The 17098-nt window shown below is 71.8% G+C and carries 13 protein-coding genes; 12 read left to right on the plus strand and 1 reads right to left on the minus strand.

What is annotated here, in order from left to right; genetic code table 11:
* Positions 1-16: 16 nt before the first annotated feature.
* From Q7X29_RS11580 to Q7X29_RS11635, 12 genes are all read left to right on the plus strand, one after another.
* The gene (locus Q7X29_RS11580) at positions 17-2119 is read left to right on the plus strand and encodes a TRAP transporter permease (protein ID WP_218717287.1); all 2103 of its coding nucleotides are present in this window, start codon (positions 17-19) and stop codon (positions 2117-2119) included.
* Between the two features lie 50 nt (positions 2120-2169).
* Positions 2170-3159 carry a TAXI family TRAP transporter solute-binding subunit gene (locus Q7X29_RS11585; protein ID WP_316574053.1) on the plus strand — a complete coding sequence of 330 codons (990 nt, stop codon included), beginning with the start codon at positions 2170-2172 and terminating at the stop codon, positions 3157-3159.
* 139 nt (positions 3160-3298) lie between these two features.
* Complete coding sequence (locus Q7X29_RS11590; RefSeq protein ID WP_316574054.1) at positions 3299-4291, plus strand: alpha/beta hydrolase family protein; 993 nt, start codon at positions 3299-3301, stop codon at positions 4289-4291.
* A gap of 83 nt (positions 4292-4374) precedes the next feature.
* Positions 4375-5247 (plus strand): arylamine N-acetyltransferase family protein, encoded by an 873-nt coding sequence (locus tag Q7X29_RS11595; protein WP_218717286.1) that lies wholly within the window; start codon positions 4375-4377, stop codon positions 5245-5247.
* Between the two features lie 154 nt (positions 5248-5401).
* A complete protein-coding gene (locus Q7X29_RS11600; protein ID WP_316574055.1) occupies positions 5402-7462 on the plus strand; it encodes an acyltransferase family protein in 2061 nt (686 codons plus the stop codon).
* Between the two features lie 93 nt (positions 7463-7555).
* The gene (locus tag Q7X29_RS11605) at positions 7556-9250 is read left to right on the plus strand and encodes a penicillin-binding transpeptidase domain-containing protein (RefSeq protein WP_316574128.1); all 1695 of its coding nucleotides are present in this window, start codon (positions 7556-7558) and stop codon (positions 9248-9250) included.
* An 88-nt stretch (positions 9251-9338) separates the two neighbouring features.
* Positions 9339-10937, plus strand: a complete 1599-nt coding sequence (locus tag Q7X29_RS11610; protein WP_316574056.1) for a serine/threonine-protein kinase — start codon at positions 9339-9341, stop codon at positions 10935-10937.
* 164 nt (positions 10938-11101) lie between these two features.
* A complete protein-coding gene (gene hisD, locus Q7X29_RS11615; RefSeq protein WP_218717284.1) occupies positions 11102-12439 on the plus strand; it encodes a histidinol dehydrogenase in 1338 nt (445 codons plus the stop codon).
* Positions 12436-13563: a histidinol-phosphate transaminase gene (locus tag Q7X29_RS11620; protein WP_218717283.1), complete on the plus strand. Its 1128-nt coding sequence runs from the start codon at positions 12436-12438 to the stop codon at positions 13561-13563. The genes hisD and Q7X29_RS11620 overlap by 4 nt, the downstream gene beginning before the upstream one ends.
* Before the next feature lie 17 nt (positions 13564-13580).
* Positions 13581-14195, plus strand: a complete 615-nt coding sequence (hisB, locus tag Q7X29_RS11625; protein WP_030203827.1) for an imidazoleglycerol-phosphate dehydratase HisB — start codon at positions 13581-13583, stop codon at positions 14193-14195.
* A complete protein-coding gene (gene hisH, locus Q7X29_RS11630; protein ID WP_218717282.1) occupies positions 14192-14824 on the plus strand; it encodes an imidazole glycerol phosphate synthase subunit HisH in 633 nt (210 codons plus the stop codon). Before hisB ends, hisH begins: the two co-directional genes overlap by 4 nt.
* Before the next feature lie 58 nt (positions 14825-14882).
* Positions 14883-15377 (plus strand): nitroreductase family deazaflavin-dependent oxidoreductase, encoded by a 495-nt coding sequence (locus tag Q7X29_RS11635; protein ID WP_316574057.1) that lies wholly within the window; start codon positions 14883-14885, stop codon positions 15375-15377.
* Positions 15378-15408: 31 nt separating this feature from the next.
* On the opposite strand, the gene kstD is transcribed toward Q7X29_RS11635, so the two are convergent.
* Entirely contained in the window at positions 15409-17088 is a 1680-nt protein-coding gene (kstD, locus tag Q7X29_RS11640) for a 3-oxosteroid 1-dehydrogenase (RefSeq protein WP_316574058.1), read from the minus strand.
* Between the last annotated feature and the right edge of the window lie 10 nt (positions 17089-17098).

The following is a 17098-nucleotide window of genomic DNA, read 5'->3' on the forward strand; positions in this document are numbered from 1 at the left end:
TGTTATCGTCGCGCTCATGAGCGCAGCGCCACCGGTCGTGACCTCGGCCGAACTCGGCGTCGACGACCAGGAACGACCGGCCCGCACCCTCACCGGTTTCCCGGCCCGGCTGGTCGGCGTGGTGGCGTTCGCGCTGGCGGCGCTGGCGTTGTGGCAGGTGTTCCGGCCGCTGCCGCAGGGCAGCCAGTACTACCTGGTCGTGTTCCTGGCGATCGCGCTGCCGCTGGTGTTCCTGAGCTACCGCTCCGGCTGGGGCAGGCTCGACAGGGCCGACGCGCCCGCGCCGCTGGACTGGGTGCTGGCCGCGGTCACCCTGGTCGTGTGCCTGTATCCGGTGCTGCCGTTCACCCTCGGCGCGGGCGGCGGCGGATACGACGCCTTCCTGGACCGGCAGGGCATGCTGGCCCCGGTCGACGTCGTGTTCGGCGCGGTGCTGCTCGTGCTGATCCTGGAAGCCTGCCGCCGCACCACGGGGTGGATCCTGCCGCTGGTCTGCCTGGTGTTCCTCGCCTACGGCTACTACGGCGGCCTGCTGCCGCAGAGCTGGGCGATCGCGCACGCGGGGCTCGATGTCGACCAGATCGTCGACGCGCTGTACAACTCCGGCAGCGGCTTCTACGGCACCCCGCTGGACGTGGCCGCCAGCTACATCGTGTTGTTCACCCTCTACGGCGCCGTCCTCGAATTCTCCGGTGCCGCGAGGTTCTTCGTCGATCTGTCGGTCTCGCTGTTCCGGCGCTCGCACAGTGCGGCGGGGCGCACGGCGGTGGTGTCGGGCTTCCTGCTCGGCACCGTCTCCGGGTCGGGCACCGCGACCGCGGTGAGTACCGGCGCGGTCACCTGGCCGATCCTGCGCCGGGCCGGCTACCGGCCCGAACAGGCGGGCGGCATGTTGGCCGCGGCGGGCGTCGGCGCGATCCTGTCCCCGCCGACACTGGGCGTGGCGGCCTTCATCGTCGCCGAATACCTCGACGTGTCGTATGTGACGGTGCTCGGCTGGGCGCTGATCCCGACACTGCTCTACTACCTCGGCATCCTGCTGTCGGTCGAGATCGACGCCCGCCGCATCCACGCCGAGGGGCGCGCGCCCGCCGACCTGGCCGACGGCCCGCTGCCGAGGCCGTGGTGGAAGCTGCTGGGGCGCTTCGGGTATCACTTCTCCTCGCTGATCGTGATCGTGGTGCTGTTGCTGGCCGGGATGAGCGCGACCCGCGCGGTCGTCTACGCCACGGTGCTGGCGCTGATCCTGGCCGTGCCCGACCGGATTCTGCGCGCGCGGTCGGTCGCCGCCGCGGAATCCCCGGCCGACGCGCCGGGGCGGGAGTGGTCGGCGCGCGATGCCGGGCAGTTCACGCTCGCGGCCCTGCGCACCCTGTCGCTGGGCATGTGCTCGGCGCTGCCCGTGGTCGCGGTATGCGCGGCGGCGGGCGTGATCACGGCGATGACCACCAAGACCGGTCTCGGCGCGCAACTGGCGTCGCTGCTGGTCCGCGCCGGATCGGTGCTCTCCGACGATCCCGCCGTCGTACTGGCGACCACCGCGGTGCTGGCGGCGATCGCGTTGTCGCTGCTGGGGCTGGCGGTGCCGGTGACGGCCTCGTTCGTCATCGGCTGGGTGATCATCGGACCCGCGCTGCTCGACCTGGACGTCGCCGCGCCCGCGGCCGCGATGTTCGTCTTCTACTTCTCGGTGCTCTCGGAGGTGACGCCGCCGACCGCGCTGGCCGCCGTCGGCGCGGCCGCGGTCACCGGCGCGAAGACGATGCCGACCATGTGGGCGGCCCTGCGCTACGCGCTGCCTGCGTTCCTGGTGCCGCTGATGTTCGTGCTCACCGACGCCGGCCAGCACCTGCTCGGGCGCGGCGCCCTGCTCGACGTGCTGTGGGTGAGCGCGGCCGCCTGCGTCGGCGTCGCGGCGCTGGCGGCGGCCACCGGCGGCTGGTTGTTCGGCATCGGCGCGATCGGACCGGTGCCGCGCGGACTGGCCGCGGCCGCGGGCCTGATCCTGCTCTACCCGAATCCGACCGCGACCGTGCTCGGTCTCGCGGTCCTGCTCGTCGCCGTGCTCGCCGGCGTCGTCGACCGGCGGCGACGCCGAACAGCCACGGCCACACCGTGATCCGTGGACATCAGCAGGCGGCGACGTGGCCGTCGACGAGAGGGGACCTCATGCTCAGAACAATGGTCGCCGTGGCGGCGGTGTCCGCCGCGGCCGCGCTGCTCACCGGATGCGGTGGACGCCAGGACACCCCGACCACCGACGCCGGCGGCGCGGTGACCTGTGACGTGCGGCAGGACACCAGGATCGGCATCGCGACCGGCAATGCCACCGGCGTGTACTTCGCGCTGGGCAACGCCTACGCCGAGCAGATCTCGGCCGCCACCGACGGCAAGGTCAAGGCCACCGCCGCCGAGACGGGCGCCTCGGTGCAGAACATCCAGCAGGTCGTCGGCGGCACCTACCAGGTCGGGTTCTCGCTGGCCGACTCCGCGGCCGACGCGGTGGCGGGCAAGGGCAGCTTCACCAGCGCGCAGCCGGTGCGCGCGCTGGCACGGCTCTACGACAACTACACCCAGGTCATCGTGCGCTCCGAGGCCGGGATCAACTCCCTGGCCGACCTGCGCGGCAAGCGCGTCTCCACCGGGTCGCCGAAATCCGGCACCGAGGTCATCGCGCAGCGCGTCCTGCAGGCGGCGGGCCTCGACCCCGACAGCGACATCGCCGCCCAACGACTGGACCTCACCAAGACCGTCGACGGGCTCAAAGACGGCTCGATCGACGCGATGTTCTGGTCCGGCGGCCTGCCGACGCCCGGCATCACCGACCTGTTCACCACCGCCAAGGACAAGGTCCGGTTCCTCGACATCACCGGGGTGCTGCCGAAGCTGAAGGAGATCAACCCGGTCTACGAGACCGCGCCGATCCCCGCGGCCACCTACGGCCTGGCCGCCGATGTGCCGACCATCGTGGTACCCAACCTGCTCGTCGTCCGCGACGACCTCGACGCGAACCTGGCCTGTGTGCTCACCGAGACGCTGCTGGAACGCAAACCGCAACTGGAACAGGCGAATCCGGCCGCCAAGGGCATCACCGCCGAGACCGCGAGCAAGACCGCACCGGTGCAGCTGCACCGCGGAGCGGAGGAAGCGCTGCGCTGAGTCGCGATGCGGTGCTGAGCTGCCGCGCGCTGAGCTAGCTGTGGTGCTCAGCTGTCGCGGTGCGCTAGCCGCCCCCTATGGTCGCGTGTCGCGACGTGTGCGGTGGGTCCGGCGCACCGCGACAGCGGACAATCACGGCATGAGGCAGTGGGGCCGGGTCGTCGCGGCGGTGGTGGTGCTGGTGGGTGGTGTGCTCGTCGGTGGGCCGGGCGCGGTCGCGCAGCCGGTGTGCGCGCCGGGGGTGAGCGTGGTCCCGGTGCGTATCACCGTCGACGGCGAGCGGGCCACCGGGCGGGTGTACGAGCCGTATCGCTGTGCGCCGGGCGATATCTCGGACGATCAGCTGGTGGTGGCGGTGCACGGGCACGGCGGCTCCTCGGCCGACTTCGCGCCGTACATGACCTCGCTGGCGCTCGTCGGCGGCTCGCCGATCCTGCTGATGGACCTGCGCAGCGCCGAGGGACCGTGGCGGGCCGGGGAGTGGAATCTGTGGGCGGGCTGGCACGACGTGGTCGAAGCGACCCGGTGGTACCGCGATGCGCACCCGGCCGTGGCGACCACGGTGCTGTGGGGCTGGAGCCAGGGCGGCATCACCAGCGGCCTGGCGGTCGCACACGGTCCCGCCGGACTGTTCGACTACTGGGTCGACAACTACGGTCCCGCCGACGATTTCACGATGTGGGCCGACGGCGCGGCGGTGGATCCCGCGCTGCCTCGTCAGATCGAACGCGACGCCGGCGGCTGCACCCCGATCGGCTGCCCGCTCGCCTACGCCGAGCGCTCACCCGCGCTGCTCGCCGACCGGATGAGCATGCGCCGGGCCTTCCTGATCCACGGCACCGCCGATGCCATCGTGCCGTTCCGCACCAGTGTGGAGCTGCGGGACGCGCTGGCGGCGGCGGGCAAGCCGTACTCGTTCTACACCGTCGTCAGCGGGCGCGACCTGTCCGGCGCCGTCGTGCCGGGCAACCACGACATCGGACCCGCGTTCTTCGAGGGCGGGTGCGTGGTGCTGCGCCTGCTCGCGGGCACCGAACCGCTCGCGCCCGCCGTCGGCGACTACGTCGTGGATGTGGGGGCGGGCGTGGTCACCGCGCCCGCGCCGCCCGTCGGCGCGAAATGCGCCGCCTGACCCGCGTCGACGGGCGCGGCGGAACACCGATCCGGCATGGTGCGTTGTCCGGGGGGGAGTTGTCGAGGCGAAAGAGGAGCACGGTGACCGAACCGACGCAGCGGGCCGACCGCTGGCAGGGCGAAGAGCTGGATCTGGACGCCTACCTGGCGCGCATCGGCTACGACGGGCCACGGACCCCGACCGTGCGGACCCTGCACGCGCTGGTCGCCGCGCACACCACGGCCGTGCCGTTCGAGAACCTCGAGATCATCCTCGGGCGCGGCATCCCGCTGGACCTGGCCACCCTCCAGGACAAGCTCGTGACCCGGCGCCGCGGCGGCTACTGCTACGAGAACGTCACCCTCTTCGCCGCCGCGCTGGAGCGGCTCGGCTTCGGCGTCACCGGGCTCAGCGGCCGGGTGACCATGGGTTCGCTCGACTCCGGCGCGATCCGGCCCGCCACCCACGCCCTGATCCGGGTCACCACCGCCGACGACGCGCGAGTGTGGATCTGTGACGTCGGCTTCGGCGCCGGGCCGCTCGCGCCGTTCGAACTGACCGACGAGCACGGCGAATTCACGCTGGGCCGGTGGCGCTTCCGGCTCGAACGCCGCACCGGCGAACTGGGCGCCGACCTGTGGGTGCTGCACCAGTTCGCCCGGGACGGCTGGCAGGACCGCTACGCGTTCACCCTGGACCCGCAGTACCGGATCGACTACGCCGTCGGCAACCATTTCGTGTCGACCTCGCCACGCTCGCCGTTCACCACCCGGCCGTTCGTGCAGCGCTTCCGGCCCGACGTGCACCACGTCCTCGACGACCTGACGCTGACCACCGAATACCCCGACGGCACCTGGTCCGCGCGCGACCTCGACCCCACCGACCTGCCGAAAGTCCTCACCGAGGTGTTCGACATCGACCTCGACGACACCGACGCCGCGGTCCTGGTGACCGCGCCCTGGCGCGTCGACTGACCCCTCACATCGACGGCCCCGCGCACGGCTCGGCGGTTTGCTTCCACGGTGTCGCTACGGCAAATTGATGGTTACTTGCCGGGAAACACACCCCCGCGCTGTGGGGTAGGGAAACGAATCTGTGGGGTCGTTGGTGCCGAAGGTGCAATCCGCGTTGCCGGTTCAGCCGGAGGCGACAATCCAGTCCGGACCGCTCGCCGGTCCGGCGGTCCGGCGTCGGGATCTGGACGGGTTGCGCGGTCTGGCGATCGCGCTGGTCGTGGCGTTCCACGTGTGGGCGGGCCGGGTGTCCGGCGGCGTCGACGTGTTCCTGGTGTTGTCGGGATTCTTCTTCACCGGCGCGGTCGTCCGCGGCGTCGAACGGCGCGGTGGGGTGGCCGCGGGCGCGACCGCGCGCCGGACCGCGCGCAGGCTGATGCCCTCGCTGGTCGTCGTCCTGGCGGCGATCGCGGTCGCCACCGTGGCGCTGCGGCCCTACACCCAGCTGGGCGAGACCGCGGCGCAGACGCTGGCCTCGATGTTCTACGTGCAGAACTGGTATCTGGCCACGGCCGAACTCGACTATCTCGCGCCCGACCCCTCGGTCAGCCCGCTGCAGCATCTGTGGTCGATGTCGGTGCAGGGCCAGTTCTATCTGGCGATCCTCGCCGTCCTCGCGGGGTGGGCGTGGCTGCGCCGTCGCGGCGCGGCCGGTCGCCCGACGCTGCTGGTCGCGCTGGCCGGGCTGGGCCTGCTCTCGTTCTGGTACGCCGCGTTCGGCACCGCGCAGCACCAGGCGTGGACCTACTACGACAGCATCGCGCGGGTCTGGGAGCTGCTGGCGGGCGCCGCGCTCGCCGTCGCCGCGCCCGCCCTGCGGGTGCCGCGCGCGCTGCGTGGTCTCGCGGCCGCGGCGGGCCTGCTGATGGTGCTGTCGTGCGGCCCGATGTTCGACGGCGCCAACCAGTTTCCCGGCGTCGCGGCGCTGTGGCCGGTGGCCGCGGCCTGCCTGGTGATCGCCTCCGGCTTCGGCGCCGCGACGGTGACCGCGTGGCCGAACCGGCTGCTGGCCGGGCGCGTGTGTACCGAACTCGGGGCGCTGGCCTATCCGCTGTACCTGTGGCACTGGCCGATCCTGATCTTCTATCTGGCCGAGACCGGCCGCGCGCACGCCGGGCTCGTCGACGGGCTGGTGGTGATCGGCATCTCGCTGGTGCTGGCCGCCCTCACGACCCGGCTGATCGAGACGCCGCTGCGGCTGCCGCCCACCGGGCAGACGAGCGCGGCGGGCGGGCACCGCCTGACCGGCCCGCTGGTCACCGCGCTCGCCGTCACCGTGCTGGTCTCGGCGGTGGGCTGGCAGGTCGTGCTGCGGGCCAACCCGGCGGTGCCCCCGCAGGCGCTGGACTCCACGCGGTACCCGGGCGCGGCCGCGCTGCTCTCCGGTGCCGAGTACTCGCCGGAACCGATGCGCCCCACGGTGTTCGAAGGCCAGGCCGACACCCCGCCGCCGACGACCGACGGCTGCATCACCCCCAACCGCGAGGTCCGCACCTGCGTCTACGGCGACCCCGACGCGGCCCGGTCGATCGCGGTCGTCGGCGGATCGCACTCCGAGCACTGGATTCCCGCGCTGGAACTGCTCGGCGCCGAACACGGCATCCGGGTGATCTCCTATCTCAAGGAGGGCTGTCCGGTCACCCTGGCCGACCAGCCGTCCTATGCCGAATGGCCGTTTCCCGAGTGCCACGAGTGGTCGCAGGAGGTGCTCGACCGGCTGACCGCGGAGCCGCCGGACTGGGTACTGACGCTGTCCACGCGCTACCGCAAGGACGGCCTCGGCGACGAAGTGCCCGGCGAATACCTGGAGGTGTGGTCGGCCCTGCAGGATCGCGGCCTGAATGTGCTTGCGCTGCGCGACACTCCGCGCCTGCGCCGCGACGGCGTGCTCTACCGCGCCACCGACTGCCTGGCCCACCGCGGCGATCCGGACAGCTGCGGGCTCGATCGCGCCGCCGCTCTCGATGCCCGCGACCCGGCCGAGGAACCGGCCGCCGGCTACCCGAACGTCTACCTGCTCGACCTCTCCGATGCCGTCTGCCGACCGCAACGCTGTCGCGTGGTCGAGGGCAATGTGCTCATCTATCGCGATGAACACCACCTCACGGCCAGTTACGCGCGCTCGCTGGCGCCCGAACTCGGCCGTCAGATCGGGGCGATCACCGGTTGGTGGTAGCGCGAGGTTCCTCCGCGCACCGCGAATCCGGCTACCCTCGGTCGCGTGCGCCTCTCCCGCAAGACACCGGTCCTGCTCCTCGCGCTCGCCCTGATGCCCGTCGCGTGCTCGTCCGGACCGGACCAGCCGCAGACCGTCGCCGAGTCCTTCGCCGCCGCGCTGAGCAGCGGTGACGCGGCCGCCGCCGCGGCGCTCACCGATGCGCCCGAGCAGGCCCGCGCGACGCTGACCACCCTGTTCGACAACCTCGGCAAGACCGATTCGGTCCGCGTCTCGGCCACCGACGACACCACCTTCACCCTCGAATCGACGTGGAAATTCGGCCCCGAGGGCCGCGACGAGTGGACCTACACCAGCACGGGCGCCGCCACCGACGCCGACGGCTGGAAGATCACCTGGAACCCCACCACGGTCGCGCCCGGCCTGGAGCTCGGCCCGCTCAGCTACAGCCCCGTCTACCCGAAACCCGCGCGGGTGCTCGACGCCTCGGGCGGTGAGCTGATGACCGAGCAGGTGGTGACGCTGGTGAACGTCGCCCCGGACGCCGACCTGCCCGCGGTCGCCGCGCTGCTCGCGCCGCAGGGCGTCACCGAGGCCACGCTGCGGGCGGATCTGGCCGCGGCGCAAGGCAAACCGGTGGTCGCGGTCGCGCTGCGCGCGGCCGACATCGCCCCGGTGCAGCAGGCGCTGACCGGGGTACGCGGGGTGACGCTCGCGCCGCAGACCCGGCTGCTCACCGTCGACAAGAGCCTGGCCGGACCCACCACCGCCGGGCTGGCCGAACTGTGGCAGCAGCAGGCCGACAGCGCGGCGGGCTGGGCCGTGCGCGCGCAGACCGCCGAGGGCACCCAGCGCATCGCCGGCCCCGACGCCACCCCGACCGCCGACATCGCCACCACCGTCGACATCGACCTGCAGAACGCCGCCGAAGCCGCGCTGACCCCGATCGAGCAGCCCGCCGCGATCGTCGCGCTGCGCCCGTCGACGGGGGAGGTGCTCGCCGTCGCGCAGAACGCGCCCGCCGACGCCCAGGGCCCGATCGCGCTCACCGGCCTCTACCCGCCGGGCTCGACCTTCAAGACCGTCACCGTCTCGGCCGCGCTGCAGGCGGGCGGGGTCACCGTCGACACGGTGCTGCCCTGCCCCGGCCGCGCCACCATCGAGGGCCGCACGATTCCCAACGACAACGGCTTCGATCTCGGGCAGGTGCCGCTGCACACCGCCTTCGCCCGCTCCTGCAACACCACGATGGCCGAGCTGGGCGTGCGATTACCCGCCGACGGGCTCACCGCGGCGGCCGCGCAGCTGGGGTTGGGCGTGGATTATGTGACACCCGGGTTGACGACTGTCACCGGGAAGGTTCCGCCCGCGCAGAATCCGGCCCAGCAGGTCGAGTCGAGCATCGGCCAGGGCAGCGTCACCGCCTCGCCGTTCGGGATGGCGCTCGTCGCCGCCTCGCTCGCGCACGGTTCCGCGCCCGCGCCCGCCATCGTGCGGGGGCGTCCCGGCACCGCCGACCGCGCCTCCGCGCCGGTGCCCGCGAACGTGACGTCGCAGATAGAGACCATGATGAGCGAGACGGTGACCGCGGGCACCGCCACCGCGCTGCGCGATATCCCGGGGCTGCTCGGCAAGACCGGCACCGCGGAATATCTCGACGACAAGCACGCGCACGGCTGGTTCGTCGGCATCGACGGCGATCTCGCGTTCGCTGTCTTCGTGGCCGACGCGGGCAGCTCGGGCCCCGCCGTCGAAGCGGCCGGACGGATGCTGAGAGCCAAACGATGATCTATGTCACGCTCTGTGGGCGAGCAATACCCACGCTGCCGCACGCGGTCCACACCGGGCCAGCTACACTCGTCGACGGACCATATCCATGGTCAATACGCGGGATGTCACAATTTCGAGAAGGTTCGGAGTAGGCGCCATCGATACCGGTCAGAAGATCGCGGAGCATTACCGCCTGGTCGAGCGTATTGGTAGCGGCGGCACAGGCGTTGTATGGCGCGCTGTCGACGAACGCCTCCAACGCTCCGTGGCTGTGAAGCAGATCCACATCAAGCCCAGCCTGCCCGAGGGTGAGCGGGATGTCCTGCGTCAGCGTGCGATTCGGGAAGCCCGCAACGCGGCACGCTTCCAGCATCCCAATGCCATCGTGGTCTTCGACATCACCGAGCACAACGGTGACCCGTGCCTGGTGATGGAGTACCTCAAATCCGTCAGCCTGGCTGCCGAATTAGGGCAGAAGGGTCCGCTGCCGCTGACCGAGGTCGCCCGCATCGGCGAACAGGTGGCGTCCTCGCTGATCGCCGCCCACCAGGCGGGCCTGGTGCACCGGGACGTGAAACCGGGCAATATCCTGCTCGGCGACCACGGTGAGGTGAAGATCACCGACTTCGGCATCTCCCGCGCCGCCGGTGACGTCACCCTCACCGAGACCGGTCTCATCTGCGGTACCGCCGCCTACCTGGCGCCCGAGGTCGCGCGCGGCTCCGATCCGACGCCGGCCGCCGACGTGTTCGCGCTCGGCGCCACCCTGTTCCACGCGCTCGAGGGCGAGCCGCCCTACGGCGCCAACGCCAACCCGCTCGCGGTGCTCTACGCCGCGGCCAACGGCCAGGTGCGCGAGCCGCGCAACGCGGGCCCGGCGACCGACTTCCTGCTCGACCTGCTCAGCCCGGACCCGCTGGACCGGCCGACGATGACCGAGGCCCGCGACGCGCTGGCCGCGTTCGCCGACGCCGACGCGGTGCCCGCCGGGTTCGTTCCCGCCAGCGAGGCCTACGGCCGCCGCAATTCCGCGGCCGCGACCCAGGTCATCCGGCAGTCCGGCAACCGGACCTCGCACGCGGGGGCGTCCACCGCGACCACCCGGCAGATCCGGTCGAATCCGCGTCCGCCCGCGCGCCACGACACGGCCGCGCACCCGCCGACCGCGGCCCAGCCCGCGCCGCTGCCGCGCAAGCAGGCGGGCAAGGGCCGTGCGGTGCTGATCGGTTCCGGTGTCGGCGCGGTGGTCGCCGCGATCGCCGTCGCGGTCAGCGCCCTGAACAGCTCGGACTCGAATTCCCCGCAGGTGCAGGCGAATCCGTCGACCTCGGTGCAGGCCTCGGCCGGTCCGGCGTCGAGCAGCGCGGCTCCGGTCGCGCTCGGACAGACCGCCAACGTCGGCACCGTCGACATCGGCTCGGCCGGCCTGCTGGTGGAGAACTTCTTCAGCAATCCGGCCGGTTCCTGGTCGCTGCTGACCCCGGCCGCGCAGAAGGTCTACGGCAGTGAGACCGCGTTCCGGGAGTACTGGAACGACCGCACCGTCGACACCTTCGCCAGCATCACCGCGGTCAAGGGCAACAACGCCGACGGCTCGACCGACATGCGCCTGGCCAGCATCACCATCAACGGCCAGACCAAGGCGATGGTCATGCGCGTGGTCAACTCCGGCGGCAGTCTGCGCATCGACGGCGACACCCGCTGACATCGGCGCGGTTCGCCCCGCGAACGACGAAGTGAGCACGGACCCGGCGGGGGTGACCCCGCCGGGTCCGTCGTCTTCGGCGGGATCTGCCGGAAATGCGGTGGCGGGCGACCGATAGGCTGGTACCTGACCTGAGCCCAGCACAGACAGGACTGCACCCCGATATGACTCCCCGCATCGAGCTCGCCCGCGTCGATCTGCGCGGTCGTACTCCTTCCGCTGCCGAGCTGCGCACCGCGCTGCCGCGCGGAGGAGTCGACGTGGACTCGGTGCTGCATCATGTGCGGCCGGTCGTCGAGGACATCCGCGACCGGGGCGCCGAGGCCGCGCTGGACTACAGCGAGAAGTTCGACGGTGTGCGCCCGGACGTGGTGCGCGTGCCCGTCGCGAAACTGGCCGAGGCGCTCGCGGAGCTGGATCCGGCCGTGCGGGCCGCGCTCGAGGTCGCGATCGAGCGGACCAGGAAGGTGCACGCCGATCAGCGCCGCACCGACACCGTCACCGAGGTGGTGCCCGGCGGCACCGTCACCGAGAAGTGGGTGCCGGTCGAGCGGGTCGGGCTGTACGTGCCCGGCGGCAATGCCGTCTACCCCTCCTCGGTCGTGATGAACGTCGTCCCGGCGCAGGCCGCGGGCGTGGAGTCGCTGGTGGTGGCCTCGCCGCCGCAGGCCCAGTTCGGCGGTCTGCCGCACCCGACGATCCTGGCGGCCGCCGCGCTGCTCGGCGTCGACGAGGTGTGGGCGGTCGGCGGCGCGCAGGCCGTGGCGCTGCTGTCCTACGGCGGCACCGACACCGACGGCGCCGCACTGGCGCCGGTCGACCTGATCACCGGGCCCGGCAACATCTACGTCACCGCCGCCAAGCGGCTGTGCCGCGGCCTGGTCGGCATCGATGCCGAGGCGGGCCCCACCGAGATCGCGGTCCTGGCCGACGCCACCGCCGACCCGGTGCACGTGGCCGCCGACCTGATCAGCCAGGCCGAGCACGATGTGCTGGCCGCCAGCGTGCTGGTCACCGACTCGGTGGCACTGGCCGACGCGGTCGACGCCGCCCTCAACGCCCAGCTCACCGTCGTCAAGCACGACGCCCGCGTGCGGGAAGCACTGAGCGGCAAGCAGTCCGGGATCGTCCTCGTCGACGACATCACCCAGGGCCTGCGCGTCGTCGACGCCTACGCGGCCGAGCACCTCGAGATCCAGACCGCCGACGCCGCCGCCGTCGCCGCGCGGGTGCGCAGCGCCGGCGCGATCTTCGTCGGGCCGTGGGCGCCGGTCAGCCTGGGCGACTACTGCGCGGGCTCCAATCACGTGCTGCCCACCGCGGGCTGCGCGCGGCACTCCTCGGGACTGAGCGTGCAGACCTTCCTGCGTGGCATCCACATCGTGGAGTACACCGAGGCGGCGCTGAAGGACGTCGCCGGGCACGTCGTCGCCCTGGCCAACGCCGAGGATCTGCCCGCGCACGGGCAGGCCGTGCAGGCGCGTTTCGAGGCCCTGTCGTGAGCACTCCGACCGTGCCCGGCGCCTCGGCGACCCTGGATCAGCTGCCGCTGCGCGACAACCTGCGCGGCAAATCGCCTTACGGCGCACCGCAATTGACCGTGCCGGTGCAGCTCAACACCAACGAGAACCCGCATCCGCCGAGCACGGCGCTGATCGACGACGTCGCCGAATCGGTGCGCGCGGCCGCCGCCGACCTGCACCGGTACCCGGACCGCGACGCCGTCGCCCTGCGCGCCGACCTCGCCGCCTACCTGACCCGCCAGACCGGCGTCCCCGTCGACGCCGCGAACGTGTGGGCGGCCAACGGCTCCAACGAGATCCTGCAGCAGCTGCTGCAGGCCTTCGGCGGACCCGGCCGCAGCGCACTGGGTTTCGTGCCCTCCTACTCGATGCACCCGATCATTTCCGAGGGCATCGACACCGAGTGGATCGAGGCCAAGCGCAGCGGCGACTTCTCCCTCGACATCGACTACGCCGTCGCCCAGATCGCCGAACGCCGACCCGACGTGGTGTTCGTGACCAGCCCGAACAACCCGACCGGGCACAGCATCCCGATCGACGAGCTCGAGCGGATCCTCGACGCGGCGCCCGGCATCGTCGTCGTGGACGAGGCGTACGGCGAATTCTCGGCGGCGCCGAGCGCGATCACGCTGATCGACCGGTTCCCGACCAAGCTGGTGGTCACCCGCACCATGAGCAAGGCCTTCGCCTTCGCGGGCGGTCGCCTGGGCTACCTGGCCGCCTCGCCCGCCGTGATCGACGCGATCCTGCTGGTCCGGCTGCCGTATCACCTGTCGGTGGTCACCCAGGCCGCCGCCCGCGCGGCCCTGCGCCACGCCGACGAAACCCTCGGCAGCGTGGCGGAATTGGCCGCCCAGCGCGACCGGGTCGCCGCCGCGCTGACCGCGCAGGGTTTCGCGGTGATCCCCAGCGACGCCAACTTCATCCTGTTCGGCCGGTTCACCGACGCCGCGCGCGCCTGGCAGCACTACCTCGACGCCGGGGTGCTCATCCGCGACGTCGGCATCCCCGGCTACCTGCGCGCCACCGTCGGTCTCGCCGCGGAGAACGACGAGTTCCTGCGGGTGAGCGCCGACATCGCGGCCACCGACCTGACCCACTGAACGCTGGAGGCAACGAGATGAGCAGAACAGCGCGGGTGGAGCGCGTCACCAAGGAATCGTCGATCCTGGTGGAACTGAACCTCGACGGCACCGGGCAGACCGAGATCTCCACCGGTGTCCCGTTCTACGACCACATGCTGACCGCGCTGGGCCAGCACGGCGGGTTCGACCTCGTGGTGCGGGCCGAGGGCGACATCGAGATCGAGGCGCACCACACGGTCGAGGACACCGCGATCGTGTTCGGCCAGGCGCTGGGCAAGGCCCTGGGCGACAAGAAGGGCATCCGCCGCTTCGGCGACGCGTTCATCCCGATGGACGAGACCCTCGCGCACGCCGCCGTCGACGTGTCGGGGCGGCCGTACTGTGTGTTCACCGGCGAGCCGGAACACCTGGTGCACACCATCATTCCCAGCGCGGGGCCCGGCGCGTCGTATTCGACGGTGCTCAACAAGCACGTCTTCGAGTCGATCGCGCAGAACGCGCGGATCGCGCTGCACGTGCGGGTGCTCTACGGCCGCGACCAGCACCACATCACCGAGGCCGAGTTCAAGGCTGTCGCCAGGGCACTGCGGGCCGCCGTCGAGATCGACCCGCGGGTGAGCGGCGTCCCGTCCACGAAAGGCGTGCTGTGAGTGCGAAGGTCGTCCTGCTCGATTACGGCTCCGGCAATCTGCACTCCGCCGAGCGCGCGCTGGTGCGCGCGGGCGCGCAGGTGGAGGTGACGGCCGATCCGCAGGCCGCGCTGGCCGCCGACGGGCTGGTCGTCCCCGGGGTCGGCGCGTACGCGGCGTGCATGGCCGGGCTGCGCGGGGTGCGCGGTGAGCGCATCATCGGCCAGCGGCTGGCCGGTGGTCGTCCGGTACTCGGGATCTGTGTGGGGATGCAGATCCTGTTCGATCGCGGCGTGGAGTTCGGCGTGGAGACCGAGGGTTGTGGCGAATGGCCGGGCACGGTCGCTCGCCTCGACGCGCCGGTCCTGCCGCACATGGGCTGGAACACGGTGAAGGCCCCCGCCGACAGCACCCTGTTCGCCGGGCTCGACGCCGACACCCGCTTCTACTTCGTCCATTCCTACGCGGCCCAGCAGTGGGAACTGCCGGAGAACGAGCACATCGCGCCCCCGAAGCTGACCTGGGCCGAACACGGCGTTCCGTTCCTGGCCGCCGTCGAGAACGGTGCCCTCTCGGCCACCCAGTTCCATCCGGAGAAGTCTGGCGACGCGGGCGCCCAGCTGCTGCGCAACTGGCTCGGGTCGCTGTAGTCGGAGGTCGACGCCCCTTGGAACCATACACACTGGGGTCGGTGTGTATGGTCGTTGGATGACCGCAGTACCGCCGCGCCCGAAACACCTCGACTCCCCGCGTCTGCCCACGATCTTCAAGATCATGGGCAAGACCCAGGTGTGGGTCTACCGACGCACCGGTGGTCGGATCGGCGGGAAATGGCGGGTCGGCGCGGGGTTCCGCAAGCCGGTCCCGACATTGCTGCTCGACCACCGCGGCCGCAAGTCCGGCGTCGAGTACACCACGCCGCTGCTCTACCTCCTCGACGGCGCCGACGTCATCGTCGTCGCCTCCCAGGGCGGACTGCCCAAACACCCGCAGTGGTACCACAATCTGCGCGCCACCCCCGACACCCACGTCCAGATCGGCCGGGACCGTCGCCCGGTCCGCGCCAGAACCGCCGACCCGGGGGAACGCGCCCGGCTGTGGCCCCTGCTCGTCGACGCCTACGCCGACTTCGAGCACTACCAGGCCTGGACCGACCGCGAAATCCCCGTCGTCGTCCTCGAGCCGCGCGAGCCCACCCGCTGAACGGGCGGGTGGGCCGCCGGTCCGCCGCCGATCAGGCGGTGGCGGCGTGGACCGCGGCGAGATGGCCGAAGACGATCGCGGGACCGATGGTCGCCCCGGGGCCTGCGTAGGTGTGTCCCATGACCGGCGCACTGGTGTTGCCCGCGGCGTAGAGGCCGTCGATGGTGGTGCCGTCGGTGCGCAGGACGCGGCCGTGCGTGTCGGTGCGCAGGCCGCCCTTGGTGCCGAGATCGCCGGGAACGAGCCGGGCGGCGTAGTAGGGGCCGGTGTCGAGGGCGCCGAGGTTGGGGTTCGGGCGTTGGCGGGGGTCGCCGTAGTAGCGGTCGTAGGCGCTGGTGCCGCGGCCGAAGTCCGCGTCGACGCCGGTGCGGGCGAAGTAGTTGAACCGGGTGATCGTGGCGGACAGGCTGGCGGCCGGTACCCCGATCTTGTCCGCGAGTGCGCCGACGGTGTCTGCGCGCGTGAGGATGCCGGCATCGAACCAGCGCCGGGGCAGCGGCGCGCGCGGGGGAAGGCCCGCGAAGAGATAGCGGTTGCGGTAGCGCTGGTCGAAGATCAGCCACGCGGGCAGATTCTCGGCCGCGCCCTCGCCGCGGCCGTGCCGGCCGCCGTACATGCGATGGGTGGCTTCGACATAGGGCAGGGATTCGTTCATGAACCGCTCCGCGCGGTCGTTGACGATGAGACTGCCGGGAAGATTGCGTTCGGAGACGCAGAAGAACGGCGTGCGCGGTAGCGGGATCGACGGGCCCCACCAGGCGTCGTCCATGAAGGCCGTGGCCGCGCCGATCGTCTGACCGGCGCGGATGCCGTCCCCGGTGTTGGCGGCCGCGCCCACGGTCCAGTCGGTGCCGATGGGCTCGCGCTGGTATCGCGCGCGCATCGTGGCGTTGTGCTCGAAACCGCCGCAGGCCAGAATCACCCCGCGCCGCGCGCTGATCACCCGCTCGGCACCGTCGCGGCGGACGACGGCCCCGACGACGCGGTCATCGGCCACGGCCAGTTCGACCAGGGCGGTATCCAGCAACAGCGGCACTCCGGCGTCACGCATCCCCAGGCGCAGCATCGCGCTCAGTGCCTGGCCACGGGCGAGAAGATGCCGCCCGCGCAGCGCGCCGCCGAGCCAGCGAGCCCCGATCCTGGCCGCCCGCAACGGGCTGCGCGGATTGCGCAGCCCCAGATGGATCTGCCGGAAGTCGGCCTGGGTCAGCACGACATTGCGGGGGGCCCGCAGATAGTCGGGCTCCATGGTGGCCAGCTCGTCGCCGAGACCGCGTGCGTCGAAAGGCTTCGGTTCGACCGATCGGCCACGGGCTCGACCGCCGGGTGCTTCGGGGTAGTAGTCGCTGTAGCCGGGAACCCAGCGCATCGCCAAGGGCGTGTGGCGGGCCAGGAATTCGAAGGCCGCGGGCCCGCGATCGAGGTAGGTGTCGATCATCTCCGGTGCGACGTCCGCCCCGACGATGTCGGCGAGGTAGGCGCGGGCGTCGTCGATGTCGTCGGGCGAGGACCGTCGGCCCAGCGCCGCGTTGCCCGGAATCCATACCCCGCCGCCGGAGCGGGCTGTCGAACCGCCCCAGCGGCTCGCCTTCTCGACCATCACGACCGTCAGGCCGTGGTGGGCCGCGGTGATCGCGGCGGCCATGCCCGCCGCGCCCGATCCGACGACCACGACATCCACCGTCTCGGGAATCACGCTGTCCTGCTGCATTGTTGCCTCT

Origin of the sequence: Nocardia canadensis (genome assembly GCF_032656385.1) — a bacterium.
GTDB classification, from domain to species: Bacteria; Actinomycetota; Actinomycetes; order Mycobacteriales; family Mycobacteriaceae; genus Nocardia; species Nocardia canadensis.

Excerpts from the sequence above, each read along its gene's own strand:
- Q7X29_RS11580 (WP_218717287.1), top strand. The coding sequence starts at position 17 with ATGAGCGCAGCGCCACCGGTCGTGACCTCGGCCGAACTCGGCGTCGAC.
- Q7X29_RS11585 (WP_316574053.1), top strand. The coding sequence starts at position 2,170 with ATGCTCAGAACAATGGTCGCCGTGGCGGCGGTGTCCGCCGCGGCCGCG.
- Q7X29_RS11590 (WP_316574054.1), top strand. The coding sequence starts at position 3,299 with ATGAGGCAGTGGGGCCGGGTCGTCGCGGCGGTGGTGGTGCTGGTGGGT.
- Q7X29_RS11605 (WP_316574128.1), top strand. The coding sequence starts at position 7,556 with ATGCCCGTCGCGTGCTCGTCCGGACCGGACCAGCCGCAGACCGTCGCC.
- Q7X29_RS11610 (WP_316574056.1), top strand. The coding sequence starts at position 9,339 with ATGGTCAATACGCGGGATGTCACAATTTCGAGAAGGTTCGGAGTAGGC.
- hisD (WP_218717284.1), top strand. The coding sequence starts at position 11,102 with ATGACTCCCCGCATCGAGCTCGCCCGCGTCGATCTGCGCGGTCGTACT.
- hisB (WP_030203827.1), top strand. The coding sequence starts at position 13,581 with ATGAGCAGAACAGCGCGGGTGGAGCGCGTCACCAAGGAATCGTCGATC.
- Q7X29_RS11635 (WP_316574057.1), top strand. The coding sequence starts at position 14,883 with ATGACCGCAGTACCGCCGCGCCCGAAACACCTCGACTCCCCGCGTCTG.
- kstD (WP_316574058.1), bottom strand. The coding sequence starts at position 17,088 with ATGCAGCAGGACAGCGTGATTCCCGAGACGGTGGATGTCGTGGTCGTC.